Origin of the sequence: Phaeobacter sp. BS52 (genome assembly GCF_045040595.1) — a bacterium.
GTDB lineage: Bacteria > Pseudomonadota > Alphaproteobacteria > Rhodobacterales > Rhodobacteraceae > Phaeobacter > Phaeobacter piscinae.
Window position 1 is genome coordinate 1,225,392 of record NZ_CP090662.1, and the last position, 18,087, is coordinate 1,243,478.

Sequence of the window (18,087 nt, forward strand, 5' to 3'; positions counted from 1 at the left end):
AAGGTCGCGGCTGATATTGGCGCGTCTACACGTGTAGCTTAGCCAAACAGGTCGTGCGCCAGCTCCAGCGCATCGATCAGCACGTCGACCTCTTCCTTGGTGTTGTACAATCCGAAAGAGGCCCGGCAGGTAGCGGCTACGCCGAGGTGATCCATCAGAGGCCCCGCACAATGCTGCCCTGCGCGCACCGCCACGCCCTTTTTATCAAGGATGGTGGAGATATCATGCGCATGAGCAGCGCCCTCAAGCGTGAAGCTGAAGATTGCTGCTTTGTCAACAGCTTGCCCCTGGATATTCACCCAGTTCAACCCGCTTAGCCGCTCGTTGGCATAGGTCGTAATGGCCGTCTCATGAGCGGCGATATTCTCCATGCCGATGTCCATCATATATTCAAGCGCCACGCCCAGACCGATCATCTGTACGATCCCCGGCGTGCTTAGCCTCGAACTTCATCGGCGCATCATTGTAGATCACCTGATCACGCGCGACCTCTTTGATCATATCGCCGCCGCCCATGAAGGGGCGCATCTCTGCCATCCGTTCGGGTCGAATGTAGATCGAACCTGATGAGGACGGCCCGTAGAGTTTGTGACCCGTGATCGCGTAGAAATCACAGCCGATATCCTGTACATCCACTGGCATGTGGACCGCGCCCTGCGAGCCGTCGACCAATACCGCAACGCCCTGTTCACGCGCTTCACGACAGATGGTTTTCACATCCACAATGGTCCCCAACACATTGGAGCATTGGGTAATTGCGATCAGCTTGGTTTTGGGACCGATGGCGTCCAATACCGCCTGCGGATCAAGACTGCCGTCAGCGGCGGTCTCTACCCACTTCAGCACCACGCCCTGACGCTCGCGCAAGAAATGCCAAGGCACAATGTTGGCGTGGTGCTCCATCACGCTCAGAATGATCTCATCCCCGGCCTCCAGCTGGGGCATCGCCCAACCATAGGCTACGGTGTTGATGCCTTCAGTGGTACCGGAGTTCATCACAATCGTGTTCTCATCCCCAGCATTCAGAAAACGCGAGATCGTGCCACGCACGCCTTCGTATTTTTCAGTCGCAAGGTTAGAAAGATAGTGCAAACCTCTGTGAACGTTAGAATATTCCTCTGAATATGCACGGGTAATTGCATCAATCACCACCTGAGGTTTCTGCGCCGACGCACCGTTGTCCAGATAGGTCAGCGGCTTGCCGTTCACCTGACGGGACAGGATTGGAAAATCGGCGCGAATTTTTTGGACATCATACATGGTCGGGAAGTCCCAATAGTGCCGGGGCATGGGCCCCCAAAAGCAGAGAGAGAAGGATGACGATCAATATCGCCGACATCAGAACCGAGCCAATGGCCCGCCAGACGGATGTAAACTGATGTGCTTCTTTGATGAACAGCAGAAAGATCGCCAGCATGACGAAGTTCGCCACCAGCGCAATCAACGAGGCGGCCAACGGCAGCACCAGATGCAGCAGTATCACCGCTGCCAAAAGCACAATCTGCACCGCATTCAGCCAGACGTTGACCGCAAGTATATCGACAAAACGCGCCTGCCCGCCAACCCAGCGACCGGTCCAGGTCAGCAGCCCAGTAATGCAAAGATGCAGGGCAAACACCGCACCGGCATAGGGCAGCGGGGGCAGGCTGGGCAGGAGACTGCTGTCGCTGGCGAGGATCGCATCCGCGACTTCAAGCACCAGAGTGTTCAGCACCGCCGTCAGTAACAAGGCCAAAACGAGCGCCTGACGGGGCCAATCCACCGACAGAAGCACCCGTGCCGCCGCAGTTGGTGCGCTGAAGGTCAGGCTTGCAAGTGTCTGGTAGGGTATCATTTTTCACCCCAGTAAGACTGCGCCATACCGCTGACCCAGAACCAGAGAAACAGCAGAAACCAGATCCCGCCAACCAGCGTCAGTTCAAGCCCCGACCCGATGAACCCAGCCACGAGTCCATTTAGCAGCATCAACGGGCTGGCCGCCAGAAAGGCCCAGAACAGCGCCAGACGGGCCTGTGCGCTACCGCCTGAGCCGCCAACCATCCGGGCCAGCCCATGGGCCAGAAACGCCAGCGCATATAACAGCAGCGGCGCCATGAACAGCAATGCAAGCAGCGATCCGCCCAGCAGCATGTTCAACTCCTGCCCGGTCAGATGTGCCTCCCGCGCCCGCACCGGCATCTGCGCAATGAACGCAATGGCGCAGCCAGCCATCAGAATGGCAAGCAGCCGGTCTTCATGCAGCCCCATGGCAAGACGCCGCGCAAAAACTCTGCGCGGCCCCTTGTAGGTGGCAACAATGTCCTGACTGACGGACATCAGCGGCGCCGGGCCAACCAGCCTTCCAGCCGGTCCACAACGTTCGCCGCAATATCAGCGTCCTCAATCTCGTCCACCGCCTCGGCGAGGAACGCAAGCGTCATGAGATCGGTCGCTTCGGCATGCGGTACACCACGGGAGCGCAGATAGAACAGCCCTTCTTCGTCAATCGCACCGGACGTGGAGCCATGCGAACAGGCCACGTCATCGGCATAGATTTCCAGCTCAGGCTTGGCGAGGAACTGGCTGTCATCGTCCAGCAGCAAAGACTGGGAAATCTGATACCCGTCAGTCTTTTGCGCGCCTTCCTTCACGAGGATCTTGCCCTGGAATACACCAGTCGCGCCATTGCGCAGCACCTTCTTGAAGACCTGACGGCTCTCACAGTTCACGGCATCATGGGTGATGAACACAGTGTCGTCGTGATGGAAATCGCCATCGCCAACACACGCACCAGCGATATGGGCCACGGCATCATCGCCGGTCAGCTCGATCACCGCTTCATTCCGGGTCAGCACGCCATTCACGGTCAGGGTGAAGGATTTGAACACAGATTCAGTGCCAAGACGCGCAAACAGATGTGTTGCCGCGCGACGCTCGTGGTCACGACCCTGTGCGCGCACCAGATGCAGGGAACCGCCGTCGGCGACGTCAATTTCCATGCATTTGTTGAACCGCGAGGCCGCAGGCCCGTTTTCAAGAATGGTCGCGGTGGCCCCGCTCTCAACACGGATCACGTGGTGCAGAATCGCATCCGAATCCTCTGAGGCGTGGCGATAGATCAAGCTGACCGGTTTCGAAGGCGTCCCGGTAACACGGATCGCGACACCATCCTGCGCAAATGCAGTATTCAAAGCCGCCAGCGGGCGTGCGACAGGGGTCTGACCGCGCGCTTCAAGAACACCGTACAAGTCCTTGGCCCAATGGATATCTTTGGCGCAGATGTCAGCAATGCGATCAATGCTGATCCCTTCCAACGCCAGTTCATCCGAGGCATCAGCGTCAAAAACACCATCGACAAACACGATCTTGATGCGTTCGAATTCGCTGAACATCGGAGGCTCGCCTGCATCAAAAACGGCGGCGGTTGGTGCCTCCGCTGCGGTCAGCGTATCAGGCCGGGTGTATTTCCAATATTCATCGCGACGGCCGGGCAGCCCCAGTGTCTGAACGCGGGACAGCGCAGCCTTGCGCGCCTCCGCCAGGCAGCCGCCCTCCGGCATGGTCAGCGTGGCCAGACGCGCCTCTGTTTCGCTTTGTTTTCTGTCAGCAAGCGCCATTTACACACCCTCTGCCAGAATGTCGGCATAGCCGTTGTTCTCGACTTCCAGCGCCAGCTCAGGACCACCAGTTTTCACGATGCGACCATCTGCCATGATGTGAACCACGTCGGGTTTGATGTGGTCCAACAGGCGCTGATAGTGGGTGATGACGAGGAAACCGCGGCCTTCGTCGCGCAGGGCATTCACGCCTTCGGAAACCAGTTTCATTGCATCCACGTCCAGACCGGAATCGGTCTCATCAAGGATGCACATTTTCGGCTCCAGCATCGCCATCTGCAGAATTTCGTTACGCTTTTTCTCACCACCGGAGAAGCCGACATTGACCGGACGCTTCAGCATATCGGCGTCGATCTTCAGCGTCTTCGCCTTGGCGCGGACCTCTTTCAGGAAGTCAGAGGCGCTCAGCTCTTCTTCGCCGCGGGCCTTGCGCTGCGCGTTTACTGCGGTGCGCAGGAAGGTCATGTTGCCGACACCGGGGATCTCAACCGGATATTGGAACGCCAGGAAGACGCCTGCGGCGGCGCGCTCTTCCGGCTCCATCTCCAGCAGATCTTCGCCCGCCAGCGAGGCCTCACCGTCGGTCACCTCATAGCCGTCGCGGCCAGACAGCACATAAGACAGCGTGGATTTGCCAGAGCCGTTCGGCCCCATGATCGCATGCACTTTGCCAGCTTCAACGGTGAGGTTGACGCCTTTGAGGATCTGCTTGTCCTCTTCTTCAAGTTTGACGTGCAGGTTTTTGATTTCGAGCATTTTTTCCTCGTTTATATCTCTTCGGGGCGAACCCCGGTTATTCCTGTGCCCCGAGGGGCGAATTTTTTAGCCGAGCACCACGGCTGTTCCGCTGGCCGACACCATCAGCATGGATTGGCCGACCACTTCGTAATCCAGATCGACGCCGACAACTGCGTTGGCGCCTTTGGCGCGGGCGCGGTCTTCCAGCTCTGCCAGCGCGGTTTCACGCGCATCCTGCAGCTTGCTTTCATAAGCGCCGGAGCGGCCGCCAACGATATCGGTGATGGAGGCAAAAACATCGCGCACCACGTTGGCGCCCATGATGGCCTCGCCCACCACGATGCCTTTGTAGTCGGATATCTGGTAGCCTTCGACGTTTGGTGTGGTTGTGATGATCATCTTGAAACTCCAGTGTTGATACGCCGACCCGCTCGAATTGCCCCGGTCACAAGGCCGATCATCATGCCTAACGCGCCAAATCCACCGTATCCAACGCAATACATGATCCAAGCAGCGTCTGCGTCTTTTGGCCCAATCAGTGACATGACGCAGAACCCGCCGGAAACCCCAACTAAAAGGGCAAATAGTGCCCCAGTCTTCAGAATTCCTGCGTTACCTTTGTCAACATTGGCCCAGACACCAGGCGCAACATTCAGGCGTTCCATCTGACTTGCGTCGCACCCGTTCCGCATAATTTACCCCACAGACCCTTCCAGCGAGATCGCAACCAGCTGCTGCGCTTCCATGGCGAACTCCATCGGCAGCGCTTGCAGCACGTCCTTGCAGAAGCCGTTGACCACCAGGGCCACCGCCTCCTCCTCGTCCATGCCGCGCTGGCGGCAGTAGAACAGCTGGTCGTCGTCCACCTTGGAAGTGGTCGCCTCATGCTCCACGCGGGAGGAGTTGTTCTTGACCTCGATGTAAGGAACCGTGTGGGCGCCGCATTTGTCGCCGATCAGCAGGCTGTCGCACTGGGTGTAGTTGCGGCTGTCCTTGGCCTTGGGGTGCATCGACACCAGACCGCGGTAGGTGTTCTGCGCCTTGCCCGCGCTGATGCCTTTGGAGACGATGCGCGACTTGGTGTTCTTGCCCAGATGCACCATCTTGGTGCCGGTGTCGGCCTGCTGCATGTTGTTGGCAATCGCGATCGAGTAGAACTCGCCCTGGCTTTCCTCACCGCGCAGGATGCAGGAGGGGTATTTCCAGGTGACGGCAGAGCCGGTTTCCACTTGGGTCCACATCACCTTGGAGCGATCTCCACGGCAATCGGCGCGTTTGGTCACGAAGTTATAGATGCCGCCCTTGCCGTTCTCATCACCGGGATACCAGTTCTGAACGGTGGAATATTTCACCTCGGCATCTTCTTCGATGATGATTTCCACGACCGCTGCGTGCAGCTGGGCGATATCACGCGCTGGTGCAGTACAGCCTTCCAAGTAGCTGACATAGCTGCCTTTATCGGCGATGATCAGCGTCCGTTCAAACTGGCCCGTGTTTTCCGCATTGATGCGGAAATAGGTCGACAGCTCCATCGGGCAGCGCACGCCCGGCGGCACATAAACGAACGAGCCGTCCGAGAACACAGCCGAGTTCAGCGTTGCGTAGAAGTTGTCGGACACCGGCACGACAGAACCGAGGTACTTCTTCACCAGTTCGGGGTGCTCTCGGATCGCCTCAGAGATCGAACAGAAGATCACGCCCGCTTTTTTCAACTCTTCCTGGAAGGTTGTGCCAACGGACACGGAGTCGAACACCGCATCGACAGCGACCTTGCGGCCTTCGGCGGGCATGTTCTCCGCCCCCTCAACACCTGCAAGAATCATCTGTTCTTTCAGAGGGATGCCCAGCTTTTCGTAGGTTGCGAGCAGCTTGGGATCGACCTCATCCAGCGACTTTGGCTTGACCTCCATCGATTTGGGACGCGCATAGTAATACTGGTCCTGAAAATCGATTTCAGGATAGTCGACCATCGCCCAGGTCGGCTCTTCCTTCTGCAGCCAGCGGTCATAGGCTTCCAGCCGCCAGTTCAGCATCCATTCGGGCTCTTCGTTCTTTTCCGAAATCAGCCGCACGATATCGGTGGTCAGGCCCTTGGGGGCGTATTCCATCTCGATGTCAGTTTCCCAGCCGTACTTATAGGCGCCGCCCACCTCGCGGACGGCATCAACCGTTTCCTGGTCAACGCCTTCTTTCACCTGAACATCATCCAATGCTGTCATGGTCATCTCCTTCACTCACGCCACCCGGGCGCGATGTTTCTTCTGTTTGGCGCACCAGCTTTCGGCAAAGCGCAGCACGTCCGTTTCTGTTGTGTCCGGCCCAAGCGAGACGCGCACGGCGCTCTGGGCGGTTAACTCGTCATATCCCATGGCGGTCAGCACCGCGCTGGCGCGCACCTTGCCGCTGGAGCAAGCACTGCCTGCGCTGATCGCAAAACCCGAGAGGTCCATTTGCATGACCTGGGTTTCGCCCTTCCAGCCCGGGGTCGCAAAACAGCTGGTGTTGGGAAGGCGTGATGCCGATGTCCCAACAAAAATAGTATCGGGACTGCCAGCTGCAAGGGCCGCTTCCATTGTGTCGCGCAGCATCGCAATCCGCTCCCACACACCATTGGCCAGCGCCTGTGCTGCGGCTTCGGCAGCGGCGCCGAAACCGGCGATGCCGACAACATTCTCGGTGCCGGACCGACGGCCCATTTCCTGACCGCCCCCTTTGATCTGCGCCGCCAGATCGGTGCCGCGTTTCAGCACAACCGCGCCGATCCCCTTGGGGCCGCCCAGCTTATGCGCCGAAATCAGCGCCATGGTTGCGCCCATCCAATTGAAGGCCACGGGCAGCTTGCCAAAGGCCTGTGTCGCATCGGTCACCGCCAGCCCCTGCGGCAATGTCTGCATAATGCCCGTTTCGGAATTGGCCAGTTGCAGGGCAGAGGTCGCCGGGTCATTCACAAGGACATCGCCTTCAGGCGAAACCTGTAAATCTTCGACAGCCCAAGATCTTATCGCGTCATGTTCAACCGATGCGGCGTGAAGATCGCGGCCACTCATGGCCAGGGCAGCCCCCTCAGTCGACCCGGAGGTAAAGACGATATCGGCACCATCCGCCCCAAAAGCCGAGGCGATCTGCGCCCGCGCCTTCTCAACCAACGCCTTGGCGGCCCGACCCTCAGCATGCACTGAAGACGGGTTTCCACAAATCTCCATGGCAGAGATCATCGCAGCCTTCGCAGCATCGCAAAGCGGCGTGGTAGCGTTGTGATCAAGATAGACGCGCGACATCTGCAGTGTTGGTCCTTGGCTCTTACCCCTCGCCGCCGCTCAGAGCAGGCACGCGATCGTTGATTTCGTCGGTACAGCGCACCAGCGCCGGTGTGGATTTCCAAATTTGCGGGTCGGATCAGTCATCGACCACGGAAAACAAGGTCGGAACCGCCGGACAGGGCACCAGATCATTTTCGATCACATCCGACAGGCGGGTTTGATGCAGGAAAACATACACATGCGCGCTCAGCCCCTCCCATAGACGGTTGGTCAGCGATTGCGCGCGGCTTCCTGATAGCCCGCCAGAGGCACCGGCCCCCTTGTGCATGGCATCAACGGTTTCATCCACCGCACTCAGCACATCAACCACCCGGATGTCCGAGGGCGGTTGTGCCAGCCTGTAGCCCCCACCGGGGCCACGCACCGACACCACAAGACCGCTGCGGCGCAGTTTGACAAACAGCTGTTCGAGGTACGGGAGCGAGATATCCTGACGTTTGGAGATATCCCCCAACACCACCAGACTGCCCTCTGGCTGCAAGGCGATATCCGCCAAGGCCACCATCGCATACCGCCCTTTGGTCGAAAGTTTCATATTTTCAAATCCTCAGACCCTGACGACACAGCGAAAAGATTGACCTCGAACGCTGCAATGCGTATCTCAGCGGGACGGCAGCGAAACTTGGCCTCTGCCACCAATTAGAACCGTTCTAAGGTGCCCTACGGAATTCGTCAAGTATTCCCGGCGGCATCCCCGAAAATAAGAGTAGGATTCACCCACACATGCCTGAGGTCATTTTTCCCGGACCCGAAGGCCGCCTGGAAGGCCGCTATCACCCGCAAAAAGAAAAAGACGCGCCCATCGCCATCGTGCTGCATCCGCATCCGCAGTTCGGCGGAACGATGAACAACAAGGTCGTCTACAATCTGCATTATGCGTTCTATAACATGGGCTTTACGGTTCTGCGGTTCAATTTCCGCGGCGTTGGCCGGTCGCAGGGCGAATATGATCAGGGCGTTGGCGAATTGTCCGATGCCGCATCGGCGCTGGATTACCTGCAGTCGATGAACAACAATTCCAAGCACTGCTGGGTTGCCGGTTTCTCGTTTGGGGCCTGGATCGGCATGCAGCTGTTGATGCGCCGTCCTGAGATCACCGGTTTCATCTCGGTCGCGCCGCCTGCCAATATGTATGATTTCTCGTTCCTGGCGCCCTGCCCGTCCTCGGGTCTGATCATCAATGGGACCGCCGACCGCGTGGCGCCGCCTGCGGATACGGTAAACCTGGTGAACAAACTGCATGAGCAGAAAGGCATCACCATCACCCATACCGAAGTCGAAGGCGCTGATCACTTCTTCCAGGATCCTCATATGGATCCAATGATCGACAATGTCTCCGACTACGTCAAACGGCGGCTCACCGAAAGCTCCCGCTGATGGGCACAATTGAGACGCTGGCTCAAAAACTTGCCGCCGACACGCTAAAGGTACAGGACGCCACCGGCGAAGAGCGCCTTTACATGGAGGTGAGCCAAGTTCTGGGGGCGGCGTCTCAATCCCTTGAGGAAGCCTTCCTCACTGAAATGCGGGTGCGCCTTGCCGAGCGTAAGGCGCGCGCCTTCCTCAACAGCAAAATCAGTGCCGCCAAGGCCAAGATTGCATCCAAGGCCCCAGACCATGACTGACACCTCAACGCGGCTTGAAAGCCAGTTCCGTTTCTTGCTGGAGGCGGACAAGCTGCGCCGCGTGGATCGTCAGAACCTGATCCTGGACGGCTCGCGCTGCGAAAACTCCGCCGAACACAGCTGGCATCTGGCGCTTTATGCGCTGGTCCTGGCCCCGTTTGCACCGGCTGACGTCTCGATCGAACGGGTGGTGCAGATGTTGCTGTTGCATGATCTGGTTGAGATTGATGCGGGCGACCATCCGATTGACGGTGATGTGGACTGGGAGGCGGTTGCCAGCGCCGAAGCGGTTGCCGCGACCCGGCTGTTCTCGCTGCTTCCGGCGGATCAATCTGCCTTTCTGCATGGTCTGTGGCGCGAGTTCGAAGCAAGCACAACGCCCGACGCGCAATGGGCCAAGCGCATTGATCACTGTCAGCCAATCTTTCAGACCCTTTACAATGCGGATATGCCAGCAGCGCATATCGAGGTGGTCCGTGGCAATCTCTATGGTGGACGCGCGGCCGCGTTGAAAGAGGCCTTTCCTGAGGTTTACACCCATGCGGTCACGAAGCTTGAGGGGGGCACTCCACAGGATGTGCTGACAGCGCCCCTCGCCTTCCTCAATGAAGTCGACGCGTTGAAGACCGTTCTGCGCGCAACCACGCTCGGCGACGGCAGCCGCCATGAGAATTCCGCCGAACACAGCTGGCACATCATGCTTTACGCCTGGGTGCTGGCGCAACACAGCCACGCGCCGGTGGATATGGGTAAAGTGCTGCAGATGCTGATGCTGCATGACATTGTCGAAATTGATGCAGGCGATGTGCCGATCCATTCGACCCTGTCGGAGGCTGATCACGCTGCCATTGCCGCAAGTGAACAGGCCGCTGCAGAACGGATCTTCGCCCTTCTGCCAGAAAATCAGGGCCAGGCCTTCCGCAGCATCTGGGAGGAGTTCGAAGCCGCAGACAGCGCCGAAGCGGTCTATGCCAAGGCCATTGATCGCGTGCAGCCGGTCTTGCTGAACCTGATGTCCGGGGGCGGCAGCTGGCGGGAATATAACGTCACTCTGGCGCAGCTGGAGGCCCGCGTCGGCCAGAAAGTCGCCCGCGGCGCACCTGCGGTCTGGGAGTATGTCCGGGCCACTGTTGCCCCTTGGTTTGCCGAAAACACCAGCGCCTGAACCGGGCGCTGCGTGGTCGGGCAGATCCCCACTGGAAGTCTGAACATGCCGCTTCACTATCTCTATCTGGTCTTGGCAGTTGTCGCAGAGACCATTGGCACCACCGCCTTGCAGGCCAGCCAGCAATTCACCCGGCTTGGCCCGTCAATTCTCGTGGTGGTTGGCTATGGGTTGGCGTTTTACCTCATGGCGCTCACCCTGCGGCACATGCCTGTCGGGATCGTCTATGCAATCTGGTCCGGCCTTGGCATTTTCCTCATTGCGATCATTGGCTGGATTGTATTCGGACAACGGCTTGATCTGCCTGCTGTTCTGGGATTGTTGCTGATCCTGGTCGGCATTCTGGTGATCCATCTGTTTTCCAACACCACCGGACATTGACAGCGATCAGCGCGTCCTCACGTATGGCCAGCCAAACGCCACAACACGGGTTCGATTGGGGCCACGCGGGCAAAAAGATGTATTTCCTCTGGCCTTTGGTGGCCTATCACGCTATGCGCGCGTCAACTTCCTTACAAAGGCTGACGTCATGGACCTGCGCAACATTGCGATCATTGCTCACGTGGACCACGGGAAAACCACCCTGGTTGACGAGCTTCTGAAACAATCCGGCGCCTTCCGCGAAAACCAGGCTGTGGCGGAACGCGCCATGGACAGCAACGATCTGGAACGCGAGCGGGGCATCACAATTCTGGCCAAGGCCACTTCGGTGGAGTGGAACGGCACTCGGATCAACATCGTCGACACCCCCGGCCACGCCGATTTCGGCGGCGAAGTTGAGCGGATCCTGTCCATGGTAGACGGTGTTGTCCTGCTGGTAGACGCCGCTGAAGGTCCGATGCCACAGACCAAATTCGTGACCTCTAAGGCGCTGGCCCTTGGGCTGCGCCCGATCGTGGTCGTGAACAAGGTCGACAAACCCGATGGTGAGCCTGATCGCGCGCTGGACCAGTGTTTTGACCTCTTCGCCAACCTCGGCGCCGATGATGATCAGCTGGACTTCCCATCAATGTATGCGTCCGGTCGCTCCGGTTGGGCTGATATGGAACTGGACGGCCCGCGCAAGGATCTCTCGGCCCTGTTCGACCTCATCGTGGATCACGTCCCTGCACCAAAGCAGATTGAGCACAAAGACGAGCCGTTCCGCATGCTGGCAACCACCTTGGGCGCCGACCCCTTCATGGGCCGCATCCTAACCGGCCGTGTTGAATCCGGCACCCTCAAGGCAGGCGACAACCTCAAAGCGCTGAGCCGCGAGGGCGACCTGATCGAGAACTTCCGCTGCACCAAGGTTCTGGCTTTCCGCGGTCTTGGCCAGCAGGCCATCGACGTGGCCGAAGCCGGCGATATCGTCTCCATCGCGGGGATGACCAAAGCCACCGTGGCGGATTCGCTGGTAGATACCTCGGTCAGTGAAGCCCTGCCCGCGCAGCCGATTGATCCGCCCACCATCACCGTAACCTTTGGCATCAATGACAGCCCGCTGGCTGGTCGCGATGGCAAGAAGGTTCAGTCCCGCGTCATTCGCGATCGTCTGATGAAGGAAGCCGAATCCAACGTCGCGATCCAAATCTCCGACACCCCCGGCGGCGAGGCCTTTGAGGTTGCCGGTCGCGGCGAACTCCAGATGGGTGTTCTGATCGAGAACATGCGCCGCGAAGGCTTTGAACTGTCGATCTCCCGTCCGCAGGTTCTGTTCAAGGAAGAAGACGGCGTCCGCATGGAGCCGGTTGAGGAAGCCACCATCGACGTCGATGATGAATATTCCGGCGTTGTCATCGAGAAGCTGACCGGTCACCGCAAGGGTGAGCTGGTCGAGATGAAGCCCGCAGGCGTTGGCAAGACCCGCATCATCGCGCATGTCCCCTCCCGTGGCCTGATCGGCTATCACGGTGAGTTTCTGACCGACACCCGCGGCACCGGCGTTCTGAACCGCGTGTTCCACGGCTGGACCCCGCACAAAGGCTCCATTCCCGGTCGTCGCGCGGGTGTTCTGATTTCCATGGAAAACGGCACCTCGGTGGCCTATGCCCTGTGGAACCTGGAAGAACGCGGCAAGATGATGATCGGCGCGCAGGAAGACGTCTACACCGGCATGATCATTGGCGAGCACAGCCGCGACAATGATCTTGAGGTGAACCCGCTGAAAGGCAAGAAACTGACCAACGTTCGTGCCTCCGGCACCGACGATGCGGTGCGCCTGACAACGCCGATGAAGCTCTCTCTGGAAGAGGCGATTGCTTATATCGACGATGATGAGCTGGTGGAGGTGACCCCGAACTCCGTGCGTCTGCGCAAGCGCTATCTCGACCCGCATGAGCGCAAGCGGATGGCCCGCGCCAACGCTTAAGATACAGTTGATACAGAAAATATCAGAGGCCGCCCAGAATTCAGGGCGGCCTTTTTGCTATCTGTTTGCCGCGTGCTACCCTGCGAGAAACACCGGTTCATCCAAGGGAAAGACAGCATGCGCAAACTACAGGTTCAGGGCGTTCATCATATCACCTTGACCGGTGCCGACCGGCAGACGTCAATCGATTTCTGGGAGGGCGTGCTGGGCATGCCGTTCATCTTCGACCAACCCAATCTCGACGACCCGGACGAAGGGCATCTCTACTTCGACCCCGGCGATGGCCGCCTGATCACGGTCTTCACCAATGAGACCCGCACGGCTGACCGTCGTCGCACGCCGATGGACCCTGGCTGTGTCCATCATCTGGCCTTCAACGTCTCTAAGGCCACTTTTGCCCAGGCCGTTGAACGGCTCAACGAGCGCGGGATCGGACATTCCGGTCCGAAGGATCGCGGCTTCATGGATTCGATCTACTTCAAGGATCCGATGGGGTTGCTGATCGAGCTCGCCTGCTACAAATTTGACCCGCCGATGGGGTGCTCCCATGCGGATGTGATGATCACCGCACATAAAATCCGGGTTGCTGCCGGAGACTATAATATTCAGGAAAGACACCTGGCCGACGCGATAGAGCAGCTGGTTGAACGGCGGCAACAGACCCTGTCTGAGGATCGCACACCCCGCAATCCCTATTGAGAGACCTGTCACACTGCCAACAACGCTTTGAAAAATGAAAAAGAGCGGCCAAAGGCCGCTCTCATCACATCTGGAAGAGGCTGATCAGTGCTTATTCGCTGATCTCAACCACCATCAGCTCTCGCTCGGAGGCGTCACGGGCATAGCTCAGCGCCTCTTGGTATTCGGGGCTGTTATAGCACTCCACCGCGGCATCGACGCTGGGGAATTTTGCCACGACATTGCGCGGACGTTCCTTGCCTTCCAGCTGCACAAACCGGCCACCACGGGCGATGAACTGACCGCCATGTTTGGCAACCGCCGGGCTTAGCCAATTCAGCGTATTTGCCGTACGCGTCTGCGTCGGTGACGGTGACATGTGCAATCCAGAGTGCTGGCATCGGGGACGTTCCTTTGTCTGACGATCTTTCCGGCAGGTTACGGGAATTGCCGGAAAGACCAAGTCATTTTTGATCAGATGATCAAACAGATGTGTTACCCAGCCAACAGGGCCTCAGCTGCCTTGATCGCCTCCTCGGCGCCAGCGAAGTCCTTGCCGCCGCCCTGCGCCATATCAGGACGACCACCGCCGCCTTTGCCGCCGACCGCCGGAACGGCTGCTTTCAAGACATCAACCGCAGACACTTCTGCCGTCAGATCATCCGTGACACCCGCGGCCACCGCCACCTTGCCGCCGTCATTGGCGATCAACAGGATCACACCGGAGCCGATTTTCTGCTTATGGGCATCAATCAATCCGCGCAGATCCTTGCCCGAAACACCTTCCAGCGCCTGACCGAGGAAGGTTTTGCCACCAATTTCTTTGGTCTCGGATCCGCCACCAGCGCCGCCGCCCATGGCAACCTGCTGTTTCAGCTGCGACACCTCGTTCTGCAGCGCCTTGCGTTCATCCATCAGCGCCTTGAGACGGTCCATGACCTCCTCCGGCTGTGCCTTGAGACTATTGGCGACCTCCGCCATTCGCAGGGCCTCCCGGTCCAGATGAGCAAAGGCTTCTGCGCCGGTCAGTGCCTCGATCCGACGCACCCCTGCAGAGGAGGCACTGTCACTCAGGATCACGAAGGTGCCGATGTCCCCGGTTTGGCGCACATGGGTGCCGCCGCACAGCTCGATCGAATAGGTAGTGCCATCCTGTCCCTTGCCGGTGTCGGCCTCACCCATGGAGACGACGCGCACCTCATCGCCGTATTTCTCGCCAAACAGCGCCTGCGCGCCCAGGGCGCGAGCATCATCCGGCGTCATAATGCGGGTTTCGACGGCAGTGTTCTGGCGAATAAACCGGTTCACATCAACGGCCACCCGGCGCAATTCTTCCGCGCTCAGCGCCTTGTTGTGGCTGAAGTCGAACCGCAGCCGGTCATCCGCATTGAGCGAACCGCGCTGCGCCACATGATCCCCCAGCGCCTCGCGCAGAGCCTCATGTAGCAGGTGCGTCGCCGAATGGTTGGCGCGGATGGCGCTACGGCGGATGTGATCGACCTCCAACTGGGCTGCGGCACCTTTGGTGATCAGGCCGCTTTCAACCTTGCCGAAGTGGATGAAAACGCCAGCGGCTTTCTTGGTGTCCGTCACCCGAACCACGCCACCCTCGACACGGATCTCACCGCTGTCGCCGATCTGGCCACCGGATTCCGCATAAAACGGCGTCTGGTTCAGAACCACCTGCACGTCAGAGCTAGCCCCGGCTTCGGCAACCTGAGCGCCATCAACCACAAGCGCCATGATCTGGCCTTCAGCCGCCTCGGTCTCATAGCCAAGGAAATCAGTGGTGCCCGCCTGATCGGCAACATCAAACCAGATTGTGCTATCCGCAGATTCACCTGACCCGGACCATGCCGCCCGCGCCTTGGCCTTCTGCTCCGCCATAGCGCTGTCGAACCCGTCGGTGTCCACGGTCCGGCCCTTTTCGCGCAAGGCGTCCTGAGTCAGATCCAACGGAAAGCCGAAAGTGTCATACAGTTTGAACGCCGCAGCACCGGGCAGCGGTGCGCCCTCATCCAGACCGGCCAACTCGTCATCCAGCAGTTTCAGGCCGCGATCCAGCGTCTGCTTGAAACGGGTCTCTTCCTGATGCAGCGTCTCTTCGATCATCGGCTGTGCGCGACCCAGTTCGGGATAGGCTGCCCCCATCTGCTGCACCAGCGCCGGGACCAGACGGTGCATCACCGGATCCTTGGCACCCAGCAAATGCGCATGACGCATCGCGCGGCGCATAATGCGGCGCAGCACATAGCCACGCCCATCGTTTGACGGCATCACACCATCAGCCATCAGGAAGGATGTCGACCGCAAATGGTCCGCAATCACCCGGTGGTGGACGTTCTGATCCCCATAGGGATCCACATTGGTCACATCGGCCGAGGCCTCGATCAGCGCCTTGAACAGGTCGGTGTCGTAGTTGTCATGGCTGCCTTGCAACAGCGCGCCGATCCGTTCCAGCCCCATGCCAGTGTCGATCGACTGCATGTCGAGCGCCTTCATCGTGCCGTCTTCGAATTGCTCGTTCTGCATGAAGACGACATTCCAGATCTCGATGAACCGGTCGCCATCTTCATCAGCGCTGCCCGGAGGGCCACCCCAGATGTGATCGCCGTGATCATAGAAAATCTCGGTGCAGGGCCCACAGGGGCCAGTCGGCCCCATCTGCCAGAAATTGTCGGAGGTATCGATGCGAATGATCCGGTCTTCCGGCACGCCGACCTTCTTCCAGATCTCGAACGCCTCGTCATCGGTGTGATACACCGTGGTCAGCAGACGGTTCTTGTCGATGCCAAATTCCTTGGTGATCAGCTCCCAGGCAAAGGTGATCGCCTCTTCCTTGAAGTAATCGCCAAATGAGAAATTCCCCAGCATTTCAAAGAACGTATGGTGACGCGCGGTATAGCCGACATTGTCGAGGTCGTTGTGCTTGCCGCCTGCCCGCACACATTTCTGCGAGGTCGTCGCGCGTTTGTAGTCGCGGGTTTCAACCCCGGTAAAACAGTTTTTGAACTGAACCATGCCAGAGTTGGCAAACATCAGGGTCGGGTCATTGCGCGGCACCAGCGGGCTGGAGGACACGACCTCGTGCCCCTGCTTGGCAAAGTAGTTCAGAAAGGTAGAGCGGATATCATTGAGCGTCGGCATAATCGGGATCTCTCGGCTGGCTGTCTCAGCGGTTCGGGAAGATGTATCCGCCCCCAGAGAGCCTGTCCAGCGCTGCGGTGCGGAAAGCCGACATGAAAAAGGGCGCGGAGAGGTCCGCGCCCTGTTTTGATCAGATTCTCCCGGCGACATCTGTGCTTATGAACGGGCGCTGCCGCATCCATGGCACGTGACCGGGCGACCTGCGCCCCTGTCGTCAGGCTTCCAGGATGTCATCATCCGCGCCTTCCGGCCGGTCAAACTCAAGCCCATGAGCCGCGCGGATCTTATCTTCGATATCATAGGCGATATGGGCGTTTTCGCGCAGATAGGTTTTGGCGTTTTCACGCCCCTGCCCGATACGCTCATCCCCGTAGGAGAACCAGGCCCCGGATTTCGCGACAACACCTGCGGCCACACCCAGATCCAGCAGTTCGCCCATCTTGGAGATGCCTTCACCATACATGATGTCGAATTCCACCTGTTTGAACGGTGGGGCCACCTTGTTCTTGACGACCTTCACGCGGGTTGCGTTGCCGACAACCTCGTCCCGATCCTTGATCGCGCCAATGCGGCGGATATCCAGACGGACAGAGGAGTAGAATTTCAACGCGTTGCCGCCTGTGGTGGTTTCGGGCGAGCCGAACATGACGCCAATCTTCATCCGGATTTGGTTGATGAAAATCACCATGCAGTTGGAACGGCTGATGGAGCCGGTCAGTTTGCGCATGGCCTGGCTCATCAAACGGGCCTGCACGCCGACATTGCTGTCGCCCATGTCGCCTTCCAGCTCCGACTTTGGTGTGAGGGCTGCAACGGAGTCCACGATCACCATATTCACTGCGCCGGAACGCACCAGCGTATCGGTGATCTCCAGCGCCTGCTCACCGGTATCGGGCTGTGAAATCAGCAGCTCGTCCAGATCGACACCCAGCTTGGCCGCATATTGCGGATCAAGCGCATGTTCCGCATCCACAAAGGCGCAAACGCCACCTTTCTTCTGCTGCTCTGCAATACAATGCAGGGTCAGCGTGGTCTTGCCCGAGCTTTCAGGGCCGTAGATTTCGACGATCCGCCCCATCGGCAAACCGCCGATGCCAAGGGCAATATCCAGCCCCAACGATCCGGTCGACGACGCCTCGATCTCGTTCAGGGGGTTGCCGTCGCCGAGCTTCATAATGGAGCCCTTGCCGAACTGCCGCTCAATCTGCGCCAGAGCGCTATCAAGCGCCTTTTGTTTGTCGCCGCTCTTCTTATTGTCTTTCATGGTCAAAAGATCCGCCATAGTCCCTTGTCCCTTTCTATGTGTCACACCCGCGAGCGGGCGGCAATCACTGCTTTGTTCGCCTCTTGTTCTATATGAGATCAAAAGGAGAACATTGCAATGAAAATCTGACGTGGCCACTCCTGCCCTGATCTGGTGGCCAAGAGGGTTAAGAGAGTGTTATCCAAGGAAGACCCTTCGTCTTAG

General features: G+C 58.8%; 16 protein-coding genes and 2 pseudogenes. 6 read left to right on the forward strand and 12 right to left on the reverse strand.

Annotated elements, in window-relative coordinates:
* Positions 1 to 38: 38 nt before the first annotated feature.
* The 9 genes and pseudogenes from L0Z65_RS05995 to L0Z65_RS06035 all read right to left on the reverse strand — a co-directional run bounded on the left by L0Z65_RS05995 (position 39) and on the right by L0Z65_RS06035 (position 8,189).
* Positions 39 to 1,260, reverse strand: a pseudogene (locus L0Z65_RS05995) (cysteine desulfurase).
* Positions 1,253 to 1,834, reverse strand: a complete 582-nt coding sequence (locus L0Z65_RS06000) for a YIP1 family protein (protein ID WP_405111617.1) — start codon at positions 1,832 to 1,834, stop codon at positions 1,253 to 1,255. Before L0Z65_RS06000 ends, L0Z65_RS05995 begins: the two are co-directional and overlap by 8 nt.
* Complete coding sequence (locus L0Z65_RS06005) at positions 1,831 to 2,316, reverse strand: YIP1 family protein (protein WP_096871286.1); 486 nt, start codon at positions 2,314 to 2,316, stop codon at positions 1,831 to 1,833. Before L0Z65_RS06005 ends, L0Z65_RS06000 begins: the two co-directional genes overlap by 4 nt.
* Positions 2,316 to 3,596 (reverse strand): SufB/SufD family protein, encoded by a 1,281-nt coding sequence (locus L0Z65_RS06010; protein ID WP_405111620.1) that lies wholly within the window; start codon positions 3,594 to 3,596, stop codon positions 2,316 to 2,318. Before L0Z65_RS06010 ends, L0Z65_RS06005 begins: the two co-directional genes overlap by 1 nt.
* Complete coding sequence (gene sufC, locus L0Z65_RS06015; protein ID WP_014879982.1) at positions 3,597 to 4,352, reverse strand: Fe-S cluster assembly ATPase SufC; 756 nt, start codon at positions 4,350 to 4,352, stop codon at positions 3,597 to 3,599.
* 66 nt (positions 4,353 to 4,418) lie between these two features.
* Entirely contained in the window at positions 4,419 to 4,733 is a 315-nt protein-coding gene (locus L0Z65_RS06020; protein WP_014879981.1) for a heavy metal-binding domain-containing protein, read from the reverse strand.
* Between the two features lie 296 nt (positions 4,734 to 5,029).
* Positions 5,030 to 6,553, reverse strand: coding sequence for a Fe-S cluster assembly protein SufB (gene sufB / locus L0Z65_RS06025; RefSeq protein WP_040169591.1), 1,524 nt, complete (start codon positions 6,551 to 6,553; stop codon positions 5,030 to 5,032).
* A gap of 15 nt (positions 6,554 to 6,568) precedes the next feature.
* Positions 6,569 to 7,612, reverse strand: coding sequence for a cysteine desulfurase family protein (locus L0Z65_RS06030; protein WP_405111625.1), 1,044 nt, complete (start codon positions 7,610 to 7,612; stop codon positions 6,569 to 6,571).
* A gap of 118 nt (positions 7,613 to 7,730) precedes the next feature.
* Complete coding sequence (locus L0Z65_RS06035) at positions 7,731 to 8,189, reverse strand: Rrf2 family transcriptional regulator (protein WP_040169082.1); 459 nt, start codon at positions 8,187 to 8,189, stop codon at positions 7,731 to 7,733.
* Between the two features lie 188 nt (positions 8,190 to 8,377).
* Between L0Z65_RS06035 and L0Z65_RS06040 the strand changes: the two genes are divergently transcribed.
* The 6 genes from L0Z65_RS06040 (at position 8,378) to L0Z65_RS06065 (ending at position 13,493) form a co-directional block, all read left to right on the forward strand.
* Complete coding sequence (locus tag L0Z65_RS06040; protein WP_024097294.1) at positions 8,378 to 9,031, forward strand: alpha/beta hydrolase; 654 nt, start codon at positions 8,378 to 8,380, stop codon at positions 9,029 to 9,031.
* Complete coding sequence (locus tag L0Z65_RS06045) at positions 9,031 to 9,279, forward strand: hypothetical protein (protein ID WP_076615216.1); 249 nt, start codon at positions 9,031 to 9,033, stop codon at positions 9,277 to 9,279. Before L0Z65_RS06040 ends, L0Z65_RS06045 begins: the two co-directional genes overlap by 1 nt.
* Positions 9,272 to 10,444, forward strand: a complete 1,173-nt coding sequence (locus L0Z65_RS06050) for an HD domain-containing protein (RefSeq protein WP_405111630.1) — start codon at positions 9,272 to 9,274, stop codon at positions 10,442 to 10,444. Before L0Z65_RS06045 ends, L0Z65_RS06050 begins: the two co-directional genes overlap by 8 nt.
* 45 nt (positions 10,445 to 10,489) lie before the next feature.
* Positions 10,490 to 10,825, forward strand: a complete 336-nt coding sequence (locus tag L0Z65_RS06055) for a multidrug efflux SMR transporter (RefSeq protein ID WP_096871281.1) — start codon at positions 10,490 to 10,492, stop codon at positions 10,823 to 10,825.
* A 148-nt stretch (positions 10,826 to 10,973) separates the two neighbouring features.
* Complete coding sequence (gene typA / locus L0Z65_RS06060; protein ID WP_096789143.1) at positions 10,974 to 12,794, forward strand: translational GTPase TypA; 1,821 nt, start codon at positions 10,974 to 10,976, stop codon at positions 12,792 to 12,794.
* A 117-nt stretch (positions 12,795 to 12,911) separates the two neighbouring features.
* On the forward strand, positions 12,912 to 13,493 hold the full coding sequence (locus L0Z65_RS06065) for a VOC family protein (RefSeq protein WP_405111634.1): 582 nt from the start codon (positions 12,912 to 12,914) through the stop codon (positions 13,491 to 13,493).
* Positions 13,494 to 13,584: 91 nt separating this feature from the next.
* Here the strand turns inward: L0Z65_RS06065 and L0Z65_RS06070 are convergent.
* The 3 genes and pseudogenes from L0Z65_RS06070 to recA all read right to left on the reverse strand — a co-directional run bounded on the left by L0Z65_RS06070 (position 13,585) and on the right by recA (position 17,901).
* Positions 13,585 to 13,873: pseudogene (locus L0Z65_RS06070) on the reverse strand (DUF1330 domain-containing protein).
* 94 nt (positions 13,874 to 13,967) lie between these two features.
* Complete coding sequence (gene alaS / locus L0Z65_RS06075) at positions 13,968 to 16,619, reverse strand: alanine--tRNA ligase (RefSeq protein ID WP_405111637.1); 2,652 nt, start codon at positions 16,617 to 16,619, stop codon at positions 13,968 to 13,970.
* A 214-nt stretch (positions 16,620 to 16,833) separates the two neighbouring features.
* Positions 16,834 to 17,901, reverse strand: coding sequence for a recombinase RecA (gene recA / locus L0Z65_RS06080; protein WP_024097302.1), 1,068 nt, complete (start codon positions 17,899 to 17,901; stop codon positions 16,834 to 16,836).
* Positions 17,902 to 18,087: the final 186 nt, after the last annotated feature.

Excerpts from the sequence above, each read along its gene's own strand:
- L0Z65_RS06035 (WP_040169082.1), bottom strand. The coding sequence starts at position 8,189 with ATGAAACTTTCGACCAAAGGGCGGTATGCGATGGTGGCCTTGGCGGAT.
- L0Z65_RS06020 (WP_014879981.1), bottom strand. The coding sequence starts at position 4,733 with ATGATCATCACAACCACACCAAACGTCGAAGGCTACCAGATATCCGAC.
- sufC (WP_014879982.1), bottom strand. The coding sequence starts at position 4,352 with ATGCTCGAAATCAAAAACCTGCACGTCAAACTTGAAGAAGAGGACAAG.
- L0Z65_RS06050 (WP_405111630.1), top strand. The coding sequence starts at position 9,272 with ATGACTGACACCTCAACGCGGCTTGAAAGCCAGTTCCGTTTCTTGCTG.
- sufB (WP_040169591.1), bottom strand. The coding sequence starts at position 6,553 with ATGACAGCATTGGATGATGTTCAGGTGAAAGAAGGCGTTGACCAGGAA.
- L0Z65_RS06010 (WP_405111620.1), bottom strand. The coding sequence starts at position 3,596 with ATGGCGCTTGCTGACAGAAAACAAAGCGAAACAGAGGCGCGTCTGGCC.
- L0Z65_RS06030 (WP_405111625.1), bottom strand. The coding sequence starts at position 7,612 with ATGTCGCGCGTCTATCTTGATCACAACGCTACCACGCCGCTTTGCGAT.
- L0Z65_RS06005 (WP_096871286.1), bottom strand. The coding sequence starts at position 2,316 with ATGTCCGTCAGTCAGGACATTGTTGCCACCTACAAGGGGCCGCGCAGA.
- L0Z65_RS06045 (WP_076615216.1), top strand. The coding sequence starts at position 9,031 with ATGGGCACAATTGAGACGCTGGCTCAAAAACTTGCCGCCGACACGCTA.
- L0Z65_RS06040 (WP_024097294.1), top strand. The coding sequence starts at position 8,378 with ATGCCTGAGGTCATTTTTCCCGGACCCGAAGGCCGCCTGGAAGGCCGC.
- alaS (WP_405111637.1), bottom strand. The coding sequence starts at position 16,619 with ATGCCGACGCTCAATGATATCCGCTCTACCTTTCTGAACTACTTTGCC.
- recA (WP_024097302.1), bottom strand. The coding sequence starts at position 17,901 with ATGGCGGATCTTTTGACCATGAAAGACAATAAGAAGAGCGGCGACAAA.
- L0Z65_RS06000 (WP_405111617.1), bottom strand. The coding sequence starts at position 1,834 with ATGATACCCTACCAGACACTTGCAAGCCTGACCTTCAGCGCACCAACT.
- typA (WP_096789143.1), top strand. The coding sequence starts at position 10,974 with ATGGACCTGCGCAACATTGCGATCATTGCTCACGTGGACCACGGGAAA.
- L0Z65_RS06065 (WP_405111634.1), top strand. The coding sequence starts at position 12,912 with ATGCGCAAACTACAGGTTCAGGGCGTTCATCATATCACCTTGACCGGT.
- L0Z65_RS06055 (WP_096871281.1), top strand. The coding sequence starts at position 10,490 with ATGCCGCTTCACTATCTCTATCTGGTCTTGGCAGTTGTCGCAGAGACC.